This window comes from Bradyrhizobium sp. USDA 3262 (genome assembly GCF_054060035.1).
On record NZ_JBSSCT010000001.1, the window covers coordinates 3230432 to 3250466 of the forward strand.

Annotated in this window: 13 protein-coding genes and 2 pseudogenes; 9 read left to right on the forward strand and 6 right to left on the reverse strand. The window is 58.8% G+C overall.

Annotated elements, in window-relative coordinates; translation table 11 throughout:
• Positions 1-11: 11 nt before the first annotated feature.
• Entirely contained in the window at positions 12-920 is a 909-nt protein-coding gene (locus ACVWYP_RS14975) for a hypothetical protein (RefSeq protein ID WP_028344337.1), read from the forward strand.
• Positions 921-1779: 859 nt separating this feature from the next.
• Here the strand turns inward: ACVWYP_RS14975 and ACVWYP_RS14980 are convergent.
• Positions 1780-2103, reverse strand: a complete 324-nt coding sequence (locus ACVWYP_RS14980) for a hypothetical protein (protein ID WP_155258790.1) — start codon at positions 2101-2103, stop codon at positions 1780-1782.
• A 306-nt stretch (positions 2104-2409) separates the two neighbouring features.
• Here ACVWYP_RS14980 and ACVWYP_RS14985 point away from each other — a divergent pair, with 306 nt between their 5' ends.
• Together ACVWYP_RS14985 and ACVWYP_RS14990 are read left to right on the forward strand one after the other, a co-directional pair.
• Entirely contained in the window at positions 2410-2613 is a 204-nt protein-coding gene (locus ACVWYP_RS14985; protein ID WP_016840774.1) for a hypothetical protein, read from the forward strand.
• A gap of 933 nt (positions 2614-3546) precedes the next feature.
• Positions 3547-4326: a hypothetical protein gene (locus ACVWYP_RS14990; RefSeq protein ID WP_051003350.1), complete on the forward strand. Its 780-nt coding sequence runs from the start codon at positions 3547-3549 to the stop codon at positions 4324-4326.
• 193 nt (positions 4327-4519) lie between these two features.
• Here the strand turns inward: ACVWYP_RS14990 and ACVWYP_RS14995 are convergent.
• Together ACVWYP_RS14995 and ACVWYP_RS15000 are read right to left on the reverse strand one after the other, a co-directional pair.
• Positions 4520-4693 (reverse strand): annotated as a pseudogene (locus ACVWYP_RS14995) (DUF2478 domain-containing protein); the annotation flags it as partial.
• A gap of 142 nt (positions 4694-4835) precedes the next feature.
• A complete protein-coding gene (locus ACVWYP_RS15000) occupies positions 4836-5753 on the reverse strand; it encodes an NAD(P)-binding domain-containing protein (RefSeq protein ID WP_051448149.1) in 918 nt (305 codons plus the stop codon).
• 506 nt (positions 5754-6259) lie between these two features.
• Between ACVWYP_RS15000 and ACVWYP_RS15005 the strand changes: the two genes are divergently transcribed.
• From ACVWYP_RS15005 to nolL, 4 genes are all read left to right on the forward strand, one after another.
• Positions 6260-7558, forward strand: coding sequence for a glycoside hydrolase family 28 protein (locus ACVWYP_RS15005; RefSeq protein ID WP_028344361.1), 1299 nt, complete (start codon positions 6260-6262; stop codon positions 7556-7558).
• 230 nt (positions 7559-7788) lie between these two features.
• A complete protein-coding gene (locus ACVWYP_RS15010) occupies positions 7789-8781 on the forward strand; it encodes a pectinesterase family protein (protein ID WP_051003352.1) in 993 nt (330 codons plus the stop codon).
• A gap of 440 nt (positions 8782-9221) precedes the next feature.
• Entirely contained in the window at positions 9222-11483 is a 2262-nt protein-coding gene (locus ACVWYP_RS15015) for a hypothetical protein (RefSeq protein WP_244436065.1), read from the forward strand.
• A 1083-nt stretch (positions 11484-12566) separates the two neighbouring features.
• Positions 12567-13673, forward strand: coding sequence for a nodulation factor fucose acetyltransferase NolL (nolL, locus tag ACVWYP_RS15020; RefSeq protein ID WP_050994061.1), 1107 nt, complete (start codon positions 12567-12569; stop codon positions 13671-13673).
• A 163-nt stretch (positions 13674-13836) separates the two neighbouring features.
• On the opposite strand, the gene ACVWYP_RS15025 is transcribed toward nolL, so the two are convergent.
• Together ACVWYP_RS15025 and ACVWYP_RS15030 are read right to left on the reverse strand one after the other, a co-directional pair.
• A complete protein-coding gene (locus tag ACVWYP_RS15025; RefSeq protein ID WP_018270180.1) occupies positions 13837-15204 on the reverse strand; it encodes a carbohydrate porin in 1368 nt (455 codons plus the stop codon).
• 909 nt (positions 15205-16113) lie between these two features.
• Positions 16114-17178, reverse strand: coding sequence for an IS630 family transposase (locus ACVWYP_RS15030; RefSeq protein WP_038380919.1), 1065 nt, complete (start codon positions 17176-17178; stop codon positions 16114-16116).
• A 575-nt stretch (positions 17179-17753) separates the two neighbouring features.
• Between ACVWYP_RS15030 and ACVWYP_RS15035 the strand changes: the two genes are divergently transcribed.
• Positions 17754-18275, forward strand: coding sequence for a hypothetical protein (locus ACVWYP_RS15035; protein ID WP_233475513.1), 522 nt, complete (start codon positions 17754-17756; stop codon positions 18273-18275).
• A gap of 101 nt (positions 18276-18376) precedes the next feature.
• On the opposite strand, the gene ACVWYP_RS15040 is transcribed toward ACVWYP_RS15035, so the two are convergent.
• Positions 18377-18565, reverse strand: coding sequence for a hypothetical protein (locus ACVWYP_RS15040; RefSeq protein WP_028343889.1), 189 nt, complete (start codon positions 18563-18565; stop codon positions 18377-18379).
• A 66-nt stretch (positions 18566-18631) separates the two neighbouring features.
• Here ACVWYP_RS15040 and ACVWYP_RS15045 point away from each other — a divergent pair.
• Positions 18632-19967 (forward strand): annotated as a pseudogene (locus ACVWYP_RS15045) (IS5 family transposase).
• Positions 19968-20035 lie beyond the last annotated feature (68 nt).

Sequence of the window (20035 nt, forward strand, 5' to 3'; positions counted from 1 at the left end):
GGGAGAATGAAATGGATCCATCTAACAATATCAACCCATCCGCCGCTCGCACGTGCTTCGTCGAGCCGCAGCACGAAGAGGCAGGGCAAGCAGACTTTCAGCAGCAACTTGGACAGATTGAGCCAATTCACCAAACAGCAGCTCCACTGGAGGCTGGATCATCCGGGATTGTGACGGACGGCAATAAGCGAGCGCGGGCTATCCAAGGTAGCGAAAGGTGCGCGGCCGAATCCTTTGTCAGAACGCGCGCTCAACTAGCCGCAACGCTGACCTGTGCAAACGTCGGGGCGCTCGGACGGGAGATCGAACTGGCTGCGCAACAAGCGGCGAAGTGGCCAACTACGACTGGGCCGTCAGCCGGCAGTGTCGATCGCAGCCGCATTTTCGATGACAGGGTGGCATCGTCGTATGCGCAGCTGCAACGTTTTCAAGACGACGCCGCCCATTGCAAGCCGCATGCGTTGGAGCATCAGAGCGCGACGGACCATTTGCGTTTCATGGCGTCTTTGCGTTACGAGCACGCCCCTTGGAACATTTGGGGAGGGCAACGACTTGATCTGGGTCGCACGGCGGCAGGGCACATGAGGGGAGACACAAATTTTTCGCCCTTTGTGTCACTGTCCGAGGACGCTTCGCGACTGCTGCTTTCGCCGGACGATGCCAACGAGTATGGCGCGAAAGCGATCGCGGAAAATGCGAACGAGTTGCACACCTACACGGTGCCGAGGGCCGCTACCTGGACGTCCGAACAGATCGTCGAGATACTTGAGGACGGGACTGAGAATGATGAACCCGATCTGGCATGGGTGAGCGATACGCCAATCGAGGAGCGCGAGGTACTGTTCCTGGGCGGCAATCTGGATGACTATCGGACCGCTAGCGAACCGAATCCATACAAGAAGCCGGAGACGGAAGGATGAGTGGGGAGGATCCGGCAGGAACATTTGTCCTGCCGATCTCGAAAGAGATGATGTCGGCCTGGTCCTTGGCGCGCGGGGGGGCGCGTCTGCACGATGTAATAGTCGGCCTGGCCCGGAGCTCGTGGTGAACGACTTCTCGGCGTGACGCGATAGTCGTCGCCGTCGCGCGAGGCTTTCGACACATTGTACCATCAGTGCCCGCCGGTGGCGTGTTCGCTGGTGGAGTTAGTCCCGAGTAGGCCGCCATTGCTCTCGGCGGATAGCGGTTCGGCGATCGGGCTCGGCCCCGGCATCACATCTACACCTGTGGGCCATCCAGTTCGAGGCAAGAGACACAGAACACGTACCCTCTTGTTATGGGCTCCGATCGGCCGGATGCACTAGTTCCAGCCCGAAGTTGGTGGGAAAAAGAGTGAATTCGCGACTACACCTAAGGCTGCCAACAGTAGTTTGGACGCGCCGGCGGCCTGCTGTATCCGCTCGTGACGATCGATCAACGTTTCTGTCCTTCGCCCACGCACCGAGGCCCGGCGGGCGATAAGCTTCCGCGTCAAGCCAATCGAATAATGAGCCGTCGATCATCTCGTTGATGCGCGATGTTGTCGCCGCTGTTCCTTTCTCCGGCGCAGCGCTCTCGGAGCGAAAGGGCTAAAGCTTCCACGAGTAACGGTCTCAACTGGACGAAGGGTTCTCGCTCATCGCCCCGGCGTTCGACGTTCCCGGCCAGGCCATCGTTGATGGCGAAGTAGCGGTCGTCCATGAGGGGCGGACTAATTGCAGCGATTTGCAGGCCGTAGCTCGCCCGGGGCAGCCAAGATCGTTTACTCTACTCCGACTTCGGCCTCCTGTGGCTGCACGCCTAGGACTTGCGGAAGACGCGCAGATCGAGCGCAAGGCCATGTTGCAGGGGCTCTTCGACACCTGCCAGCTCGAACCGCCGGTTTCTTTTCAGTGAGATGTCGAGGGGTGATGGACAGAAGCTGTTCGAACACGCGGCGAAGTTCAATAAGCGGGCATTATCTCGAAGAAGATGGACGCGCCGTACCGCTCCGACCGCAAGGAAGCCTGGCTGACGGCGAAGGCCGTCCGGCGAGGCGAGTTTCCGGTTATCGGGTTTATCAAAGGCCCCACGAGTGTCGTCGCGCCAAATCTCGGAAAACAGGAGGGCAATGAACTGGTCCACATGGGCAAAGTCGCGCCCGGTTGAAATCAGACGACGTCAAGCAAGATTCGCAAGGCGCTGGACAGTGTAATTAGTTCAAAAAGTAAATTGAGTAAGCCGCTCAAGAAACCCAAAGCGACCTGGGTTGAGCTTGTTGTTACAGGCGGAATCGAATGCCGCGGACATGACCTCCGAAGTCTTCTTCGCGCGAGTTCGCTCAAAGGATTATCGCGGTCGTAACCTAGGTTGTGGAAACGATCATCATAACTTCATACGCTCATCGCAAAGGTGAGCCTTCAACGCTCCCGAGAAAATACGGAGCACCTTATGAAGAAAACCAGAAATAGAGCGAAGCAAACCACATCGCTGCAGGACCGGCTCAATGCGTTTGCCGACGATATCTTCCACAAGGCAGCGCGGCTTCCGCCAGGCGTCGAGCGCGACCAGCTGCTGAAGCGTGCGCGGAGGGCGGAGATCGCAGCTGACATCGATCAATGGGTATCGTCTTCAGGTTTGCAGTCGCCAACATAGGGCTTGGAGTCTTCTCCTCCTCCAAGTTCTGTAAGGGCCCTCGTATCCGGCGGGGGCCCTTCGTTTGGGAACGATCCGCGGTGTCTTAGGACCATGAGTGCACACGTCCTTGTAGAAAATGCTGGCGGTTGGGCACTTCGCACTGGCCGGCGTCGACATCTGTCTGCCTCCATGTGTATCAGATGGCAGATCTGAAAATCGACCCGATCGACCGGAGGATCAACAAAAGCGCAGATGCTCTGCTGGATAAGCTCCATGCGAAGCTGAGCGGTGGCCTTGTCAGCGAACCAGGTTGAGCGGGTGGCATATCGCGCGTGACGCGCTCACGTATATCTAGAGTGGGCTCTGCCTCGAAAGAACGGGTTACTCTGCCTGAAGATGCTGGGGTATCTGCGGCATCCTCCGGCAGAGCGAACCGGGAGAAAGCATGCTCCCTGACGCAACACGTGGCCTTGGTCGCATGTCCCCCGAAGTGAAGCCGAGATCTGACGGCCCACTCGTCGCAACGACGCCGATTCAAACGGCGTCGATGACACGGCACGAAGCCTAGCCTTCATCCGGTCTGAATTTGCTGAAAAAGCGCTTGCGCAATCGATGATCTCTCGGCGGCACATGAAGTTGCCACGAATGGTCCATGAGTGGAAAGAAACAAGACGGGCCCGAGTCGCAAAGCGAACAAAGCGGACCCAACGAATACGAATCGCGGACTGTTACCGTGGCACGAAGAATGCAGGCCCCCGAAATGCACAGGGCGCCCTCTCGTGGGCACGGCCACGATCGCAAGTTGAGGCGATGGCTGGCTACTGAAGTTGGTGATCCCTGGAACTTAGGCGGGAGAGGGAGCCTGCTGGTGTAGCTCCCGGCGGGCCCGTATCACGCCGCCGAAGAGCCAATAGCGGGGCGCGCTAGGAAGGACATGAAGGGCCTCGGCAAATGAACGCAGAGAATAACTTCGCGGCGCGGCTCATTGACGCCGGACGCCTCGCAGCAATAGCACGTACATGCGGCCTGAAAGCTGACGTCTCATATTACGTCAACGAGGCGCTCAAGGAGCTTTGGCGAACCAGGTCTTCTGAAGAGGCAAAAAAGATTGCAGCGCGGTGGGTCTTGTGGGACGCAGATGGAAGGCCATGGCCGCGCATGCCCCCGCTGGAAAACGTGGTCTCGTTCCACCGCACCGCTGCGGCACCGGTCGTGAATTCGCCGGCGACGCCATTACAGCTAATCCGGGATTGGTTCGAAAAGCAGGATGAAGAGATACGACGCGAAATCGCTGGCATGGCGATGCTTTTGGTCTTGGAATTTCGCGGTCCTCCCGAAAATGGCAGCCGAGAGCGGTGTGGGTATCTCCGGCGGTGGCTGAGCCAAGCGGGACTACCAAACCATACGGTCATTGGCCGCGCTTTGACGTTCCGCACGTGTTTCGAGTATTTCGCGGAGAGTAGGTTCACCGAGTCGGGTTGGACGCGGTCCGAAAGGGCCGCTTTTAAGATTCTTGAAGATGCCAAGCGAGACCCGAACTCCGAAACTGCGCACCTGGCTCCGATTGCCAAAAAAATGCTTGATGCCTTGCCCGCTCGAAAAAGCCGCTGGATCGAGGTGCGGAAGTCCTGGAAACAACTTGCCGGTACCAGCCTCACACCGCGAGCCCTCAGGATTTGGAGCGCCTTGCACATGGAGAGGGGGAGGAGGGACTCCAGTCGGGAAGTGTAGCGGTACAGCCGAACGATTTTAGCGAGGCACCAAGGGCGGTCCGTGGGTAGGCGGAAGTTTATCAATCGAGAAGTACGATTTCGGTATTACTCCTGCGGTCAATCTCGCGCATGGCGCGTTCCGGTCGGATTTACCCAAGATGAATCGGGCGTATCTCATTGGTTGGACGCGGCGCTAAGGAATCGGCTACACGCTAGACACGTGGAGACGCGTCGCACAACCAATGCTTCACGACTTGATAAACGTAAGGCAATAGGGTGCAGAAATGTCCTGTGAAGGTCTGCCCGGCGGTAAGACACCTAACCGAAATCACGGTCAGCAGTGGTGCGCCACGGACGACCGCGTACGTCAAATCGCCGCGCAGGCCGCCGCCAGCTGCACCGGCGAAGTTTGCTGATCACTGAAAGAAAGCGCTCGGGAAACGAAAAGAGAAGGCTACGCTGCTGAGTTGCCCGGAAATCGAGATTTCTTTCCCTGTCGGAACGTCAATCATACCTATATCTTCAATCTCAATCACTCCGCGCAGGGCGGCATTCGCCGGAGCGATAATCGTGTTCGCTCATCTCTAGAGGGAAAATCGGGCACGCAAATAGGCGCTCGCAGGTCTTGGCGGCCGGTTTTAGACGTGGCGCGAGATCCCTCCACTCGCAGCGAAGGTGATCTAGGACTTCCTGGCCGCCCGCGCTTAGCCTCTCGAGTTCCGCGATCAGACGCAAGCGGACTGTCGCCGCAAAAGGATTCTCCGTCTGAATCTCAGCAAACGTCTCGGGGTTGCCGCACAACATGCGCCCGACTCCCGCCAGGAGAAGGTGATAGGGAGGCGGACCGACCTCTAACGGAAATTCAGTGTTCTCGTCGCGAAGGATGCTTGCAAGCGACAGGAGCAGCGCATGCGCAGCCAGCTGACGCTGCGCAAGAAGTCGGTCGTGAGCTTCAGCATCGAGCGCGACAAGGCTTGCATTCGTGCGTCGTAAAAGCTGCAGAAAGACTTCGAGCCGCGGCCCTGATCGATACGCGATCACCGCAACCGGACGATTTGCCCAACCGAGCTCCGGGCTAAACAGGGGATTGAGGCCAAGATATTCCACCTCGCGAGGTAAGTTGGCCGCCCAGGAGGCCGGTCTCGTCTTGACCGAAAGCGTCTCGATCAACAATGCGCCGCCTTTGAGCCGCCGACAGGCGGATCCGAACGCGGCTCCTGCTACCGTGAACGGCAAAGAAAGAACGACAATATCGGACTCCGCAATAGCGGATTCGGCCTCCAGCGTCAGGTGGATCGCATCGCTCACGATCAGGTTCTGATCTATTCCAGCCACCGGCCTGTGATCCACGAAGCGTACTCGTCCGCCAGACGCTGTGAGAAGTTCGGCTAGCTTTAACCCGACGCGTCCGGCGCCAATGATCGTTGCTTGTGAACCTTGTGTCATCTGTCCCCGCCTAATCGTTATTAGAGTGGTTGCGTTGCGTCACCGGTCTCGCGCGCTCAGCCATCAATTTTGGACCACGCGCTCACTCGCAAGATCAATCACAATGCATGCCACATCTGAATTGCAGCCCAGGCGGACAGCCACCGCCTTGTGGGAACAGAAAGCAATAAATCCGGAATTGGCGTGGATTAGGATAATCAGAGCCGCTCACCATCTCTACGCCGTTGGTGTGCAGGCCGTGTAAAGGTGGTGGGCCGCCTCACCGAGTGTCGCACGCCAATTGAAGACGCGCCCTCGCACCTGCCGCTCAAGTGCATGTGGTCACAAGGTGTGATCTCTTGCGGAACGCTCATTCTTCATCGCGTGAACTCGCAAGGCCTAGGCCTTTTTTGCGTCTTATAAATGTCATCTTGCGTTGGCCTGTGAGGTGAGCTGCGGCTGGTTGGTCAGCGCTCAGCTCAGGACAACGAAGCGGCGATGATGCTCGCGGCAAAGAGACGAGGCTAATGACAAAGCATTTTCGCGAATGGACGCTGATGTCCATCGTTGCCACCATGGTTGTCTGCCCCAGCGCAAAAGCGCAAGATCGCCGCATTGTCGCAGAGCCCGTTGCACCTCATACGGTCTGCGACCGCCCGGTGCCGTCTGGCAGCAACGATACGGCTCGGCTACAGGATGCCATCGACCATTGCCCCGCCGGTGCTGCGGTCTATCTCGGACGTGGCGAGTTCCGGTCGCATCCACTCGAGATGAAATCAGGTGTAACCTTATGGATTGGACGCGGTGCAACGCTTTTGGCTATCCCGGAACCAGTTGCGTACGACAAGGGCCGCGGACAATGCGGCCGCATCGCAGGTAAGGGCGACGGTTGCCGGCCGTTCATCAGCTTCTCCAAAACGCGCGGCGGCGGCATTTATGGCGACGGCATCATCGATGGCCAGGGCGGTGCGCCGATGGTCGGCAGCGCCGAGACCTGGTGGCAGCTGGCCCGCCGCGCGCAAGCCGAGGGCGGTAGTCAGAACGCTCCGCGTTTGATTCAGATCGATCATGCGCAGGACATCACGCTTTCTGGTGTCACCTTGCGCAATGCACCCAATTTCCATGTCGCGATGAACCGGGTCGAAGGTGCCACTGTCTGGGGTCTGACGATCGATACACCGGCCGATGCCCGCAATACCGACGGCATCGACCCAGGCGCCAGCCAGGATGTGACCATCATCCACAGCTTCATCCGCACTGGAGATGATAACGTAGCGATCAAAGCCGGCGATAATGGTTCAACTCGCCATATCTCCATCACCGATAATTATTTCGGGTGGGGACATGGGATGTCGATCGGCAGCGAGGTGAACTCCGGCGCCAGCGACATACTCGTGAGCAACCTGACCTTGGACGGCACGACGTCTGGCCTGCGCATCAAGAGCGATGTCAGCCGAGGCGGCCTGGTCGAACGCGTGACTTATGAGAATGTTTGTCTGCGTGGCAACCGATGGCCGGTCGCGTTCGATACAAAGTACGATCCCCATGCCCAAGGCAGTAGGATTCCAGTCTATCGCCAGATCGTTCTGCGCCATGTGCGCGGCGACAATGGTGCGCTGCTGATGCGCGGGGTTGACGAGGGCCATGCGCTTGACGTGACGCTAGAGGATGTTCGATTTGCCGATTCCGCGACTTGGCAGCTCGAACATGCGAATGTGACAGCCGATCATTCTGACGTGTCTCCGCCGCTACCCGGGCAAGTGAGGAAACCGGTGCCACGCGATTGGGAGGGGTGCGCCAGGGCATTCCGCGACGGTAACCAGTAAGCACAACAACTCGGTGCCGAACCTTCAGACCGGTCGCGTCTGCCTGATACGGTTTTGATTCGCTGGCCTTGCGAATGGGGACAGGCGTTACCGCGATCGGACGTTCGCCTATGGGCGCGTAAGTTCCGGTTCGGTAGGAAACGTTGTTTGACACTAGGCTGCCAGGTCGCGGGGGCACATTCCACCGATTGCATCAAGCGTGCAGCGAACCCGATAACAGGTGAGATCACATGCGGATTTTCGCGCTATTCGCTGCGGTTCTGGCCGGATGTTTCGGCATCTCGGCAGCCCGTGCTCAACCCCTTTTGGTCTCGCATGCCGAGAGGGCAGCTTATCACTCCCTGCAGGCCGCCATCGACGCATTACCGGCCCAAGGTGGGGATATTCAGATCGCGCCGGGCATCTATCGCGAGAAGGTCAAAGTCTTCAAATCCGGTGTTCATATCAAAGGCTCCGGCAGGATGCCGGATGATACAGTCATTGTGTACGGCGACGGCGCGATCAACGTCGGAGGAACCATCCGTTCTGCTACGCTGGACGCCTCAGGCGATGACTTCCGGCTCGACAACCTGACGATCCAAAACGATTACGCGCTCAATTCGGCAAATCCAGCTTCGCAGGCCGTCGCACTGTCCGTTACCGGAGACAGAGACATTATCAGCCGCGTCCGCCTGCTCGGCGCCCAGGACACATTGTTCGCCGGTAAGGGGCAGAACGGCCGAATGTCGCGACAATACTTCTCGGATTGCTATATCGAGGGACACGTCGATTTCATATTCGGCAATGCCAAGGCCTATTTCCGACACTGTGAGTTGCACGGTATCGCCAATCAGGCGGTCGTCTATACCGCGCAGAGCAAGGCAGCGCCGGACGAGGACAGTGCCTATGTGTTCGAGCATTGCATACTGACTGCCGACTCCGCCGCGCGGGATGTTGCGCTTGGCCGACCCTGGCGCCCCTATGCAACGGTGGTGTTCCTATCGACGAAGTTGGATGCACCGGTGGTCGCGGAAGGCTGGCGCGAATGGGCGCCGGGCAAGACCAATTCGCTGAGGACGGCCTACTATGCTGAATACAAATCCACCGGTGTCGGGGCCAATCCCGCAGGTCGCGAGCCTTATTCTCACCAATTGACCGATGGCGAAGCCGCGAAATGGTCGCTGAAAACGTTCTTCGCAGGTGCCACAAATTGGCTATCCGCTGGACCTTCCAGATCGGAATAGAGGAACGCTTACGGGCTGTCTTCTCATCTTTAAGCGGCTCTCGGGTCAATAGCGGGGACGAGATCGTCCTTGCGCTGGGGCGTCCCGTCGACAGCAACTGAAATTGGGGCAGGGCCCGGCCGTCGCGCCACGCCGGCTTCTTGCTGCCCCTTCAGAGGAGATCATCGCAAGCGCCATTGCCCGCTGTGAATTCTTCTCGTCAGCTTTTCGAAAGCTAGGTCCCATAAAAATCCAAAATCTGACCTCGCTTCACAGCTGCCGCTTAGCGGCCGTGCAAGCGTGTGGATTGCGCAGGGCCAATACATCACAAGGAGAGCAGGATGGATCCAGTCGACCCATTCTTCGATTCAGGCGCTTGGATGGAGGCCTACGCCGCCCGACAGGGGCGAGCGGGGCAGCAAGGGGGCAGCGCAAGCCAGCAAGGCGATTTTGAGCGGCGGATGGAAGATTTGCAGCTCGATTCGCCTGATGAGAGTTCCGCAAAGTCGAGTTCGCCGGACCAGACTCCCGCAGGAGCGGGAGGGGCAGTTCGACGGGACGAGCTCGGCGGTTCGATGCGGGTGCCGCCACGCTCGGATTTTAGGGACAGCGCGCGGGGCGATGCGCGGCGGAGCGTAGACATTCCCCGCTTTCAGCTTGATGCTCCGGCCCAAGTGCCGCAGTCCAGTTTGCGCGATGATCTATTCAGCAGCGCGCGCTACAGCTTGCCGGACGCGGAGCCTGGGGTTCAGGCCAGGAGCGGTAAAAGCCGCGGACTGTGGTCGCGCTTCAAGTCGGGGGTCGGCAAGGCCTTTGGAGGGAGTAGCAAGTCCTCGCGGGAGACCGCGCAGTCGGATGCTTCCTCGACGAGTTTTCGCGTCGATTACGCCAGACAGCCGGGCCGGACGCGCGGGGTCGATCCGGAAGACGAGGCGCTCATCAAAGAGTTTAGACAAAGAGCAGTCCGCAACCGCACCGACGGCACCGCAGCCGGCAACCTCACCGACGGCACCATCAGAAATGCGGCAGCCGACCTGCGCATTTTGAGCGCGCGCCTGAATGACAACGATAGGCCCTCAATTGCGGATCGCATTCGCCTCGAGATGGAAAATGCGCAACTGGAAGATCCGGAGGTGGAAAACCACCAGCTCGAAGCTGAGCTCGACCAAGATGTCGACACCTATGCAGCGGACCGCGCAAGGCGTATCAAAGCTGCCTTGAAAAAGCTTCGTGAGGTCGGCGCCGGAAACACCTTGTCAGCCGATCTCCGTCGCCTGGCTCCCCATTCCGCGGACGCGACCCTCATCGGCATGTGGGCCGCGGCGGAAAAGGCGACACGCAGGGTTGAGCCGAAGACGATCGACAGGCAGGCTCGCCGAATGTCGAGGCTGAGTGAATGGCTGCAAAAGCACGATAAGCAGGCCATCGCCGGCCGGCTCTTCACCTCCGGGCTCGACCAGGATGTCGCGGAGTATAGGCAAGAAACCGAAGACGGCAAAATCAAAGCTGATTTGCTCAGGCTTGGCCGCTACCAGCAAATCCTTGAGGCGAACAGGGCCCTCGGCTTGCACCCTGCCGAGGATGCGGGGCAGCCCGTCGCCGAAGGCGCCCGACAGGCGCACTCGCCGCAGGAGGTCCCGGCAACGCCAGCCACGCCGAGTGCGGGAGCGTGGGATTGGCTTGGTGAGCAGATCCACGGACCCACCTCATCACTGGCAGTGCCGCACCACGGTTGGCAGGCCAGCTCGTCGCAGCAGCTTCCCGCAACATCGGCCAGCCCGAGCGCCGGGGCTTGGGATCGGTCCAGCGAGCAGATTCTCCAACCCGCCGCACCTGTGCAAGCGCCCTATTGGCTCCCGCAACCCAATCTGCCGCACGGGCTTCCTGCGACTCCAGCCAGCCTAAGCCAAGGGGCCTGGGATTGGCTCGGGCAACAGATGCAGGAACCCGCCTCACCATCGTCGGTGAGGCCTCGGTCATCAAACATCTACAGCGGTCTGGATCCCTTGGTTGATTTGGATCCGTCCACACCGCACGACTTGCACGACGATGCACGCTCTGCGCCCGCACCTGAATTTCGCAGAGCGCCGTCATTCGCTGGACCGTCCGGGGGCGCCCAGGAACTGCGGGATATTGGGGCCGTCGTTGGCTCGGATTGGCGTCACGGCTCCCAAGCGGCCTCGGACGTGTTGGTTGACGTCCTCGGCAACATCAATCTGCTGCCAAACCAGTTCGGGCCAAGTCAGTTTATGATCAACGGTGAGCGCTACTCGGCCACATTCGGACCAGGAGGGCGCACGGATGTCCGCCTGATCCATCATCCGCGCCCGAGCTACCTTGATGAAGCTGGGCCATCCCAGCCGCTTCATCATCCACCGCAGATCGTCCAAGCCGAGCAACCCCGTGAGGGCCTACGGGACCTTGGGTATCTGATCCGCGGCGGATGGGAGCACCGCGAGCGGTTCCTTCCGCCTTACCTTGTCCGCGTCCTGCAGGGGGAACGCATCATGCCGCAGGCTGGGCGTCCAACCTATTTCCAGATCCGCGGTGTGCCCTACAGGGGCGAGTTGGATGAAAGCGAGGGGCGCAGCGCGTTCGCATCTATCCTGAACGTGGCTGAAGAGCGCAGGCGGACGGCAATCTCAGGCGCTCGGCGGGGCAGCTCGCGCGAGGCGTTCTACAGCCCGGCCCTTGACAGCCGATGTATCCATTCGAAGTACTGAGATGGGCACGCCTGAGCGGTCTAGCCTCCTGTTTGTTGGCGCAGCTTGAACGCGGCCTTCTCTATCCCTCAGGCTTTCACAAATCTTCCGCCGATCATCTTGCCTTAGAAGCCGTTGCTCAGTAAGCGCAACTGTTCGAACCACTTCGACCGCCCACAGCCCGGAGTGCGGACGACGCGAGCGTCTGGTGGATGTAGGAACGCTCGCCAACAAACGTCGGTTTGCTGACGCTGGCTAATCGTGATGGCAAGGTCGAATACTTTCGGAAGGAGGCCCTGCTGCGCAACCTACATATATTTAGGCCTTCATGCTCGAGTTGGGTATTGCCGCTGTTCAAAATTCTCGTAGTGCGTTGCAAACACTCTTTCCGGACGGGACACCCAGCAAGGTGACTGCTCGGTCTGGCAGCCGATCGAAGTGAGGTAGCACCACTTTAAATCGGTAAACCGTCGTATAGCTCGTTCCCGCTTTCTTTATAACGATCGCCCACATCCATATAATTGAACATTGGCGCGCAGCCAGCTATCGGAGCGTAGAGTTGCGATGGCAATTGCCTCCACGATCATCGGTCGGATCGATTTCCATGGAGCAAAAGCTGCAGCAGTTGCTTTTCATACTAAGTGGTTGGCCGCCGGATCCCGATGTTCGGCTGCTCAGCCTATCTCTTTCTTGGACCAGGCATCCCGTGCTCCGGTATAACGCGGCATCTCATGAAACTTGGCTTTAAGAACAGTCGTCATGATGTGGTGTCTTCTCGGGCGCCGCCAGGCCACGGCCGACCTTCGCACGCCTGGTTCACCAGCACCCGATATTCCAGCTGACCTGAACGGCTAGCTTCAAAGCAGCGTTCCGGAGAGTGGCCCTGTGACATCCGGCAGGGATGTCTTTGATGTCGGCTCGGAACTCCAAATTGATGCGCATGATGGACCGACGTATAGCGCGACAATCTGGCTGGGAAGCACTTCCATCCTGATTGCCGCGCGGCACCGACGACCTGATGATGCAGCTTCCGGCCAGTACTTGGTCGCGGCAGCTACCCAACGTCAGACGGATCTCCAGCTCGTTGGATTAAGGGATGTCGAGATGATGCGAAATGTAACTGGGTCGACTTTGCCTGGTACGCCAGAGGAAAACGATCGCGATCTAGCTTTGGATTTCGACAAAGCAGTGCTCATCATTTTGGTGATCGTCGGTCACTTGATCCAATATCTCCTCTACCGAGATGAAGGATTCTGGGATTCGCCATTCTTCAAATGGATCTACATGTTCGACATGCCTCTCTTCATGGCGATAAGCGGATATCTTTCTTGCCGAGCGCTGTTGCGAAAGTCGTTGATGCAAGCCGTCGGTGATCGGGCGATGCAGCTCTTGGTGTCCATGCTGTTTTGGTGCGCTCTCCTGGAGACAGCAAAGTTAGCCGTGCTTCCCCGCGCCCCTGACGCATCAGGCAACATTTTACAGCTTCTAAACGATGTCGCCGGCACATACTGGTTCATCTGGGCCGCGCTCGTTTGTTTTCTTTTCGTCAAAATTCTTTCGATCTTCAATCGTTGGTCGCCCTGGATCCTATTCTTATCGGTCATCCAGGTCGCACTTGCACCTCTGACATTCTCCATATTTCCTCTCATAAAGTACACTTACCCGTTCTTCTGCTTGGGATTCTCATTTGCGCAGTCAAGAGACTGGTGGACGAGCATAACGGGCGCTTACAAGCCGCTCTTGATCATGTCTGCCTCAATAGCCGCACTGGTGTGCTTTCTGGCCTGGCGCAAAGACTCCTACGTCTACAACAATCTCGCCCTGGTCAAAGATATGCAGTCGGCAAAAGACGTGCTTCTGATGCTTTTTGGCTCAGCAGCGGCCTCAGCGATCATGAGTGAGCTCTTCCGGCAATGCTGGAGAGTTGGCCGCTCCAATCGAGTGGTCCGCTTTATCGCCGTGGAAATAGGACAGAGCACGCTGGTGCTGTACCTGATTCAGGGCATGGCATTTCGTCTCATGGATTCGATACCGTACGCAGAGCCGTTGGATCTCACATCCAAGTTGGCTGTGGCGGGAATTCTAGGGGCTGCGATTGTCCTCGTCGCGCTAATGGTGCGCCGAACCGTGCATGACATTCCCTATCTGTCTCAGCTCATTCTTGGAACTTCACCCCCGCGCCCTATGTCGAGCGGGGCAGCCTGCGGATAAGTAGCTGTAGCCGAAATCCGGCCAGGAGGCTCTTAGATCATGAGATAGCAGGCCCCCTGGTTCGTCTCCTCTCACAGCGTCTCGCCGGCGCGCTGGCAGAACTTTGCGCGCAATTGTTTCGAACCGAGAGTTTGGTAGCAGAATTGGTGGCATCCTCACTGATCTAGAAAAATATCAGCGTAGACACCAACAGATTGAGGGCGTGCTCTGTTTGAGGCGTGTGGATGACGCTTATCGGGTTGTGAATGTAGGACAGTCCGAGGCTTGCATATATCCCCGGAGCGAGATGCGCGGTATAGGTCCCCGTGATGGCTGTGGTATCGTGATGCGCAAGCTGCCCTTTGGCCAAGGCAGCATCCACTGCAAACCTGCTCCAGGTCGTGTTGTTGGCAACCAGAGCAATCAAATCACTGGGCCGGCTGTCAAACAGTCCCTTTGCATAAAGACGAAGCTCGTAATACTGGCCGATCCTGTTTAGGTCAGGTGAAGCTCCCATGATGGAGAATCCGCCATAGATGCCGCGAGATGGCGTCCCCTCAACGTCACTCTGCCAGAGCTGCCTGTCAGCAGCTATGTAATGAAAGTTATTCCCGCTCTCCCTTTGTTGATCCGGATCTGCCAAATTCCTGTAGCGGCTGCTGTTCAAAGCAATGCCGGCCCGCAGCCACGTGTCGGGAACGCCAGGAGCGGCCTTGCTCTTGTAGCCAAGTTCATCAATGAACAGAATGCCGGCATTGGCTGTGCTCCAGTTTAAACCCGAAGGATTTTCGGTTATCTGCGCATAGGGACCATCTGGACTGATTGACCGCTGCACGGAAACTTTGTTGTACAAGTGATCATCAAAATTGTACTTCAGGTTGGCGGCGGGCGTTGGCGCGGCGTTGGTGCTCATCCCTGCTTGGAAAAGGGCAAACATGTTTGATCCTGAAATTCCTCCGAATAATGTGCCGGTGAACTCATTCGCATTTCTGAGATAGCCAAGCTTGAGTTCGAATTTTCTGTCGAAGAACGTTTGATAGTAGGCGAATGTATTCAATCCTACTCGATCCGGTCCCGGTCGTTTCCATGTCCAGTATTGCTGCTCGGCTCCAACGACAATCTGTCCATCGGGAATACCAAACCGGCTGAGATCATAAGTGACGATCACGAAGTTCGTCGTAGCAAACGTCGGATTCTGCCCCATATAGAGTTGGTTGGCGATGCTGCTTCTGGTCGCATTCGGCAGCTGGTTGTTTGCAAAGGTGTTGTGCGTCCAGCCGATATAGCCAATGCCGACGTCTGCCAGTACGGATCTAACGCCATGCTTGTCCTGATCAATTGTATCAGCAGGGCCGGGTATGTTGAGCCAAATCCCTTTTTCTCGGAAAGCATCAAAGCGTGCGAAGGGGGCGATCGTCTTTCGCGTTTGCGTCTGAGCAACCCGACCGGCGCTGCCGGGCTTTATGAGAGGTAGGTTGGGGGCTGACGCCGACGCCGAGGCATGAAGTCGAATCGGCTGATTGACCACGCCGATCCGGAGCTTTGTAGCCATATCCGGGGGCGTTAACGTTCTTCTCTTGGTGGCTTGGTCCGCAGCGTTGCTCCTGGGGACAGGCTCGTCGGCAGTTTGTGCCGAAACGGGGGCGCCGACCAAACAAGCCGCGAGCGAAAGCGCAACGGCAAGTCGCCGTTGCGGCTCGCTTGATCGCAAACTGCAGGCAAATGCTGCGATAGCCGAAGATGTCCGAGGCGTCGTCGCCGCAACAAAGCAATCACGCACAGTCTACTTCGCATCCTTGTTTTGCGAGCCATGAATGGATTGAAAGTCGGCCTCTCTAGTCCAGAACGGACCTCCCGAGCCGTGGCGTCTGGGGACAAGAGGACGACGCCTCATGGGCAGGACGTCTATCCCAGCGAGATTCACTAGACCTGGCGACTTGGTCACCCGTAAGCGCGAGCATGATCTGGTCTGCACCTTGCGTGTGCGTCAGGCCGGATTTGCCGAGAGTGAGCAACGCTTGCTGGCTGAGCGAGAACCGTTGGCCGCGAGCGCGCGGAGCCGCAGCTGTCCAAGCCGCCAAGACATTTCGAACCTCGACCTTGCTCCACTATGAGGTAGAGGATTGCGGCCGTGCCGAGCATCTTGCTCGAAGTGCCTTTCTCGACGAAGTGGCAGCCACGGGGATGCAATGCCTGCCAAAGCGGAGCCGTGGCTTCGTGAAGCTGTCCTGGTATCGTGGTCCGCCAAGGACGAAGCGATCGTCGACGACCGCGATTTCCACAGAGCCTTGGAATTTGTTCGCGCAGCGATCGCGTCACAACGTCCACGATGGTGGCCCAGAACAGCGGGGGAAGCAGGTTTCGAGCTGCTTTAAGGGCTGTGGGCGAGAAGTTGCTAATTCCGTCCGCTGCATTGGCACGGACAAATCTGCGGTGCATTTCGAGTGCCTAGTACCCGGAATCAGAGCTGAGTGATACGGCGGCCTTTGAAACGGCGTTGACGGACCTTTTTCTTGGTCCAGACGAAGGGCTCGGCTTTGTCGTTGTACGCGTTGACGTAGGCATCGATGTGGTCCTGAAGCTGCTTGAGGCTTGTGAAGGAGGTGCCGCTGAGCGACTGCCCCTGCAAGATCGAAAACCATACCTCGACCTGATTGAGCCAGGACGCACTTGTCGGCGTGAAATGAAATTGCACGTTGGGGTGGGCCTTGAGCCAGTCCTCGTTCTTCTTGTGGGTGTTAAGGTTGTCGAGGATGACGTGAAGCTGGCGGCTCGGAAAGGCCGCGGTGAGGCTGTTCATGAAATCGAGAAACTCGACGCGGCGACGGCGTTTTGAATGCGTTGCGATGATCTTTCCGGTGGCGACTTCGAGCGCCGCAAACAATGTTGTGGTGCCATGCCGCTTGTAATCGTGGCTCTGGCCGGTCAAGGCGCGGCCATTGGGCAACTTCAGATAACCCTGCGCTCGCTCCAAAGCCTGGATCGAAGGCTTCTCGTCCACGCATAGCACAATGGCCTTCGCCGGCGGGGCGACGTAGAGGCCGACAACATCGGCGGCCTTGGCCGTAAAGTTCGGGTCGTTGCTCTCGCACCAGGACTTGCGAGCCGCGAGGTCAATCTTGTGGCTGCGCAGGAACCGCCAGACATATTGGACGTCAACATCGCCCAGCGCTCCGGCCAGCAGAGGACCGGTCCAGCGCGCAAACCCGTGCGGCGGCGGCTTATCCAACAGCTTCAGAATCCGCTTGTCGGTCGTCTTCGTATAGATCGGCTGCTTGCCCGGTCGCGGCTTGTCTTGCAGCCCTTCAAGGCCATGGTCGGCATAGCGATGCCGCCAAAGGCTGACAATCCGCGGCTGGACCCCAACTTCCTTGGCGATCGACCGGGTGCTGCGCCCGTCCGCCGCCAACAAGACTATCCGCGCCCGCTTCAAATCGCGCTGCAATGTCATCGGTGAGCGACAACACGCCTCTAGCACCTTGCGATCTTGCCTCGAAAGGCGGACTTCTCTTGCTTCGGGTATCATCCCGACCTTGAATCACGACTCACGTTCCAAGAAAAGTGGGTACTAGCTATGATCCCGTAACGTTCGTGGGCCACGCTTGCCATGCGTCCGTCGTCTCGATCAACCTGCCAGGATTGGTAGTTGGCCATGCTCAACACTTGCCGCTCCAATGGCATGGTGGCTCGAGCGCCAGCTGTGGCGCCTTTTTCGTAGCGCCTGGCCGCGAAGTTGCCAGCCTCGGCAGCACGGAAACCGAGAGTCCGACTTTGAAGGAAATAGCGGCCGGCTCGCATCAGGCGTCGGCAGGGTGCAGAATCTGCAACGTTATCCTGAATGATGCGAAAATGCTGCACCATGGCCGAGGAAGATGAGAACTAGTGCTACCGCCAGCCCTATAATGCAGGAGTTCCCCGTAGGGTGTTCGCTTTGCCTTGGTCAAGACGGGCCGCTTCATTGGAGCCAAGGGAGCAAATGGTCGGCGAGTTGAAGAATGTTTTTGGGGCGGCCGCGGCTCGCTGGGATGCGTGAGCATCGCGAGCTCTCGCGTCAACCAAGAAGTCTATCGAAACGGGGAAGTCGGGCAAGGAACGATGGAGATGGTTGACCAGGCGGCCGCCTCAGACTTGCGGCCGCTCTTATACGGCTCGTCAGGGCGAATTCGCTGCGGTTTGGTGTTTCTCGTCCTCGTCGGCTTGTGTGCGGCAGCAGCCCATTTTGGCGGCAGCCTCGCGGGGTTTGTCGAGACGTCGGCAGCCGGGCACGCAGATGCGGCGGTGGGCCTGTCGGCGCAGGACAGAATATCCCTAACCGAGATACGTTGGGCGCAGGAGAAGGTGAGCGAGGATATCGCAGAGCTTAACCGGTACATCGATGCGCAGCGGAAGGACCTCAAGGGGATCTTAGATCAGATCACGGTGCTGGCTTCGCGGATTGATTCCTTGCAGAATCCAGCAGCTGTCACTTCTGCTCCCTCCGCCATTTCTTCGTCGCCCCCACAAGCTGCTTCGAGCCCGACCAAGAAGCGCGCCGAGAAGCGCGTAGAGCGGTCCAACCCACAAGGCCCCGTTTCCGTCGGAGGTGCGCCAGTGATCACAGGACAGAAGAGGGGCAGGCCTTGATATGTTAAGGCTGTTACAGGCGTGGCCGAGGCCTTTAGCCGCACTCACTGAGGTCAGCCGTACGTTTCGCAAAGTGGCTTGTTGCGATAGATAGCCGAAGCCTACGAACGCAACGTCGTCACCAAGGTCACGCTCGCCGAGGTGATCCGCATCAAGGCAGCCGACAGCATTCCGGCCGCTTGTTTGTCGTCCGTGAAGAATGCAGATCGGCCTGAGAGATAGGCAGAAGTTGTCTCGATAAAGTATTCGATTTGCAGGAAAGCGGGGTGTTGGGCCGCGGTTTCTTGCATTTTTGGATTTTGCTTTCGAGCGATTCGTGATTCCCTGACGGCTGGTCATCGGCATTGGGGACGGCGATGAGCAAACCGCGAGATGATCGCCAAAAAGACCTGTTGCTTCCGGCGCTCGATCAAATCATCGACATGGGCCACCCGCTGGTGCGGTTGGCCCGGCGCTGATCGACTGGAAGTTTCTGGATGACCGCTTTGGTTCGGTGTGCCAAACCGGCCCAGGGCAGCCTGGCCTGCCGACGCGGCTTGTCGCCGGCCTGTTCATCCTGAAGCACATGCACAATCTCTCGGATGAGGTGCTGTGCGGCCGCTGGATCGAGAACCCCTATTATCAATACTTCTGCGGCGAGTTGAGCTTCTGCCACCGGCTGCCGTTCGATCGATCGTCGATGACGCGCTGGCGCCAGCGGCTCGGCGAGGAGCAGCTCGTCGCGCTGATCCAGGAAAGTCTGTCGGTGGCACACAAGACTGGCGCCATCGGTCCCCAGGATCTGGAGCGGGTGGTGGTCGGTACCACGGTGCAGCCCAAGGCCGTTGCGCATCCGACCGACGCGCGGCTGATGCATCGGGCCATCACCAAGCTCGTCGGGCTTGCCAAGCGCAACCGTGTGCCGCTGCGCCAGAGCTATCTGCGCCTGGCGAAGCGCGCCGCCATCATGGTCGGCCGCTATACCACGCGCATCAGTTCAAGCGCGCCCGGCGCCAACTCAGGTTCCTGCGGACGCGGCTTGGCCGGATCATCCGCGATATCCGCCGCAAGATTGATGGCGATGCGGCGCTGGAAGCGCGCTTCGGCCCGCTGCTCGATCTGGCGCAGCGGGTGCGCAGCCAGGATCAGCATCAGCGCGGCCCCAAGGTCTATGCGTTGCATGCGCCGGAGGTCGAGTGCATCGGCAAGGGCAAAGCCCGCGCGCCTTACGAGTTCGGCTGCAAGGTCAGTATCGCCACCCCCGTGACGTCCCCGAAGGGTGGACAGTTCGTGCTCCATGCCAAGGCGCTGCACGGCAATCCCTTCGACGGCCACACGCTCGGCCCCGTGGTCGCCGACATGGAGAAGTTCACCGGCGTGGAGGCTCGCCGCATCCATGTCGACAAAGGGTACCGCGGCCACAACCACCCGCACCGGCTCAGGGTCTGGATCTCAGGTCAGGTTCGCCGCGTCACGGCTTCCATCCGGCGCGAGATGAAGCGTCGTGCGGCTGTCGAGCCCGTCATCGGTCACGTCAAGGCCGAGCACCGCATGGACCGCAACTATCTCAAAGGCCGCGTCGGCGACCGTATCAACGCCGTCCTCGCAGCGGCCGGCTACAACTTCGGCCTGCTCCTGCGATGGCTCGCAGAACTCTTGCGGGCCATCATCCGGGCCTTCGCCGAAACTGTCCCGGCTCAAAACATCGCTTAAATCAGCGCTCGTCGGCGTTCTTCACGGCGGACTTGTTTCGATCATTCGTCCGCAAGCAGCGTTGATGC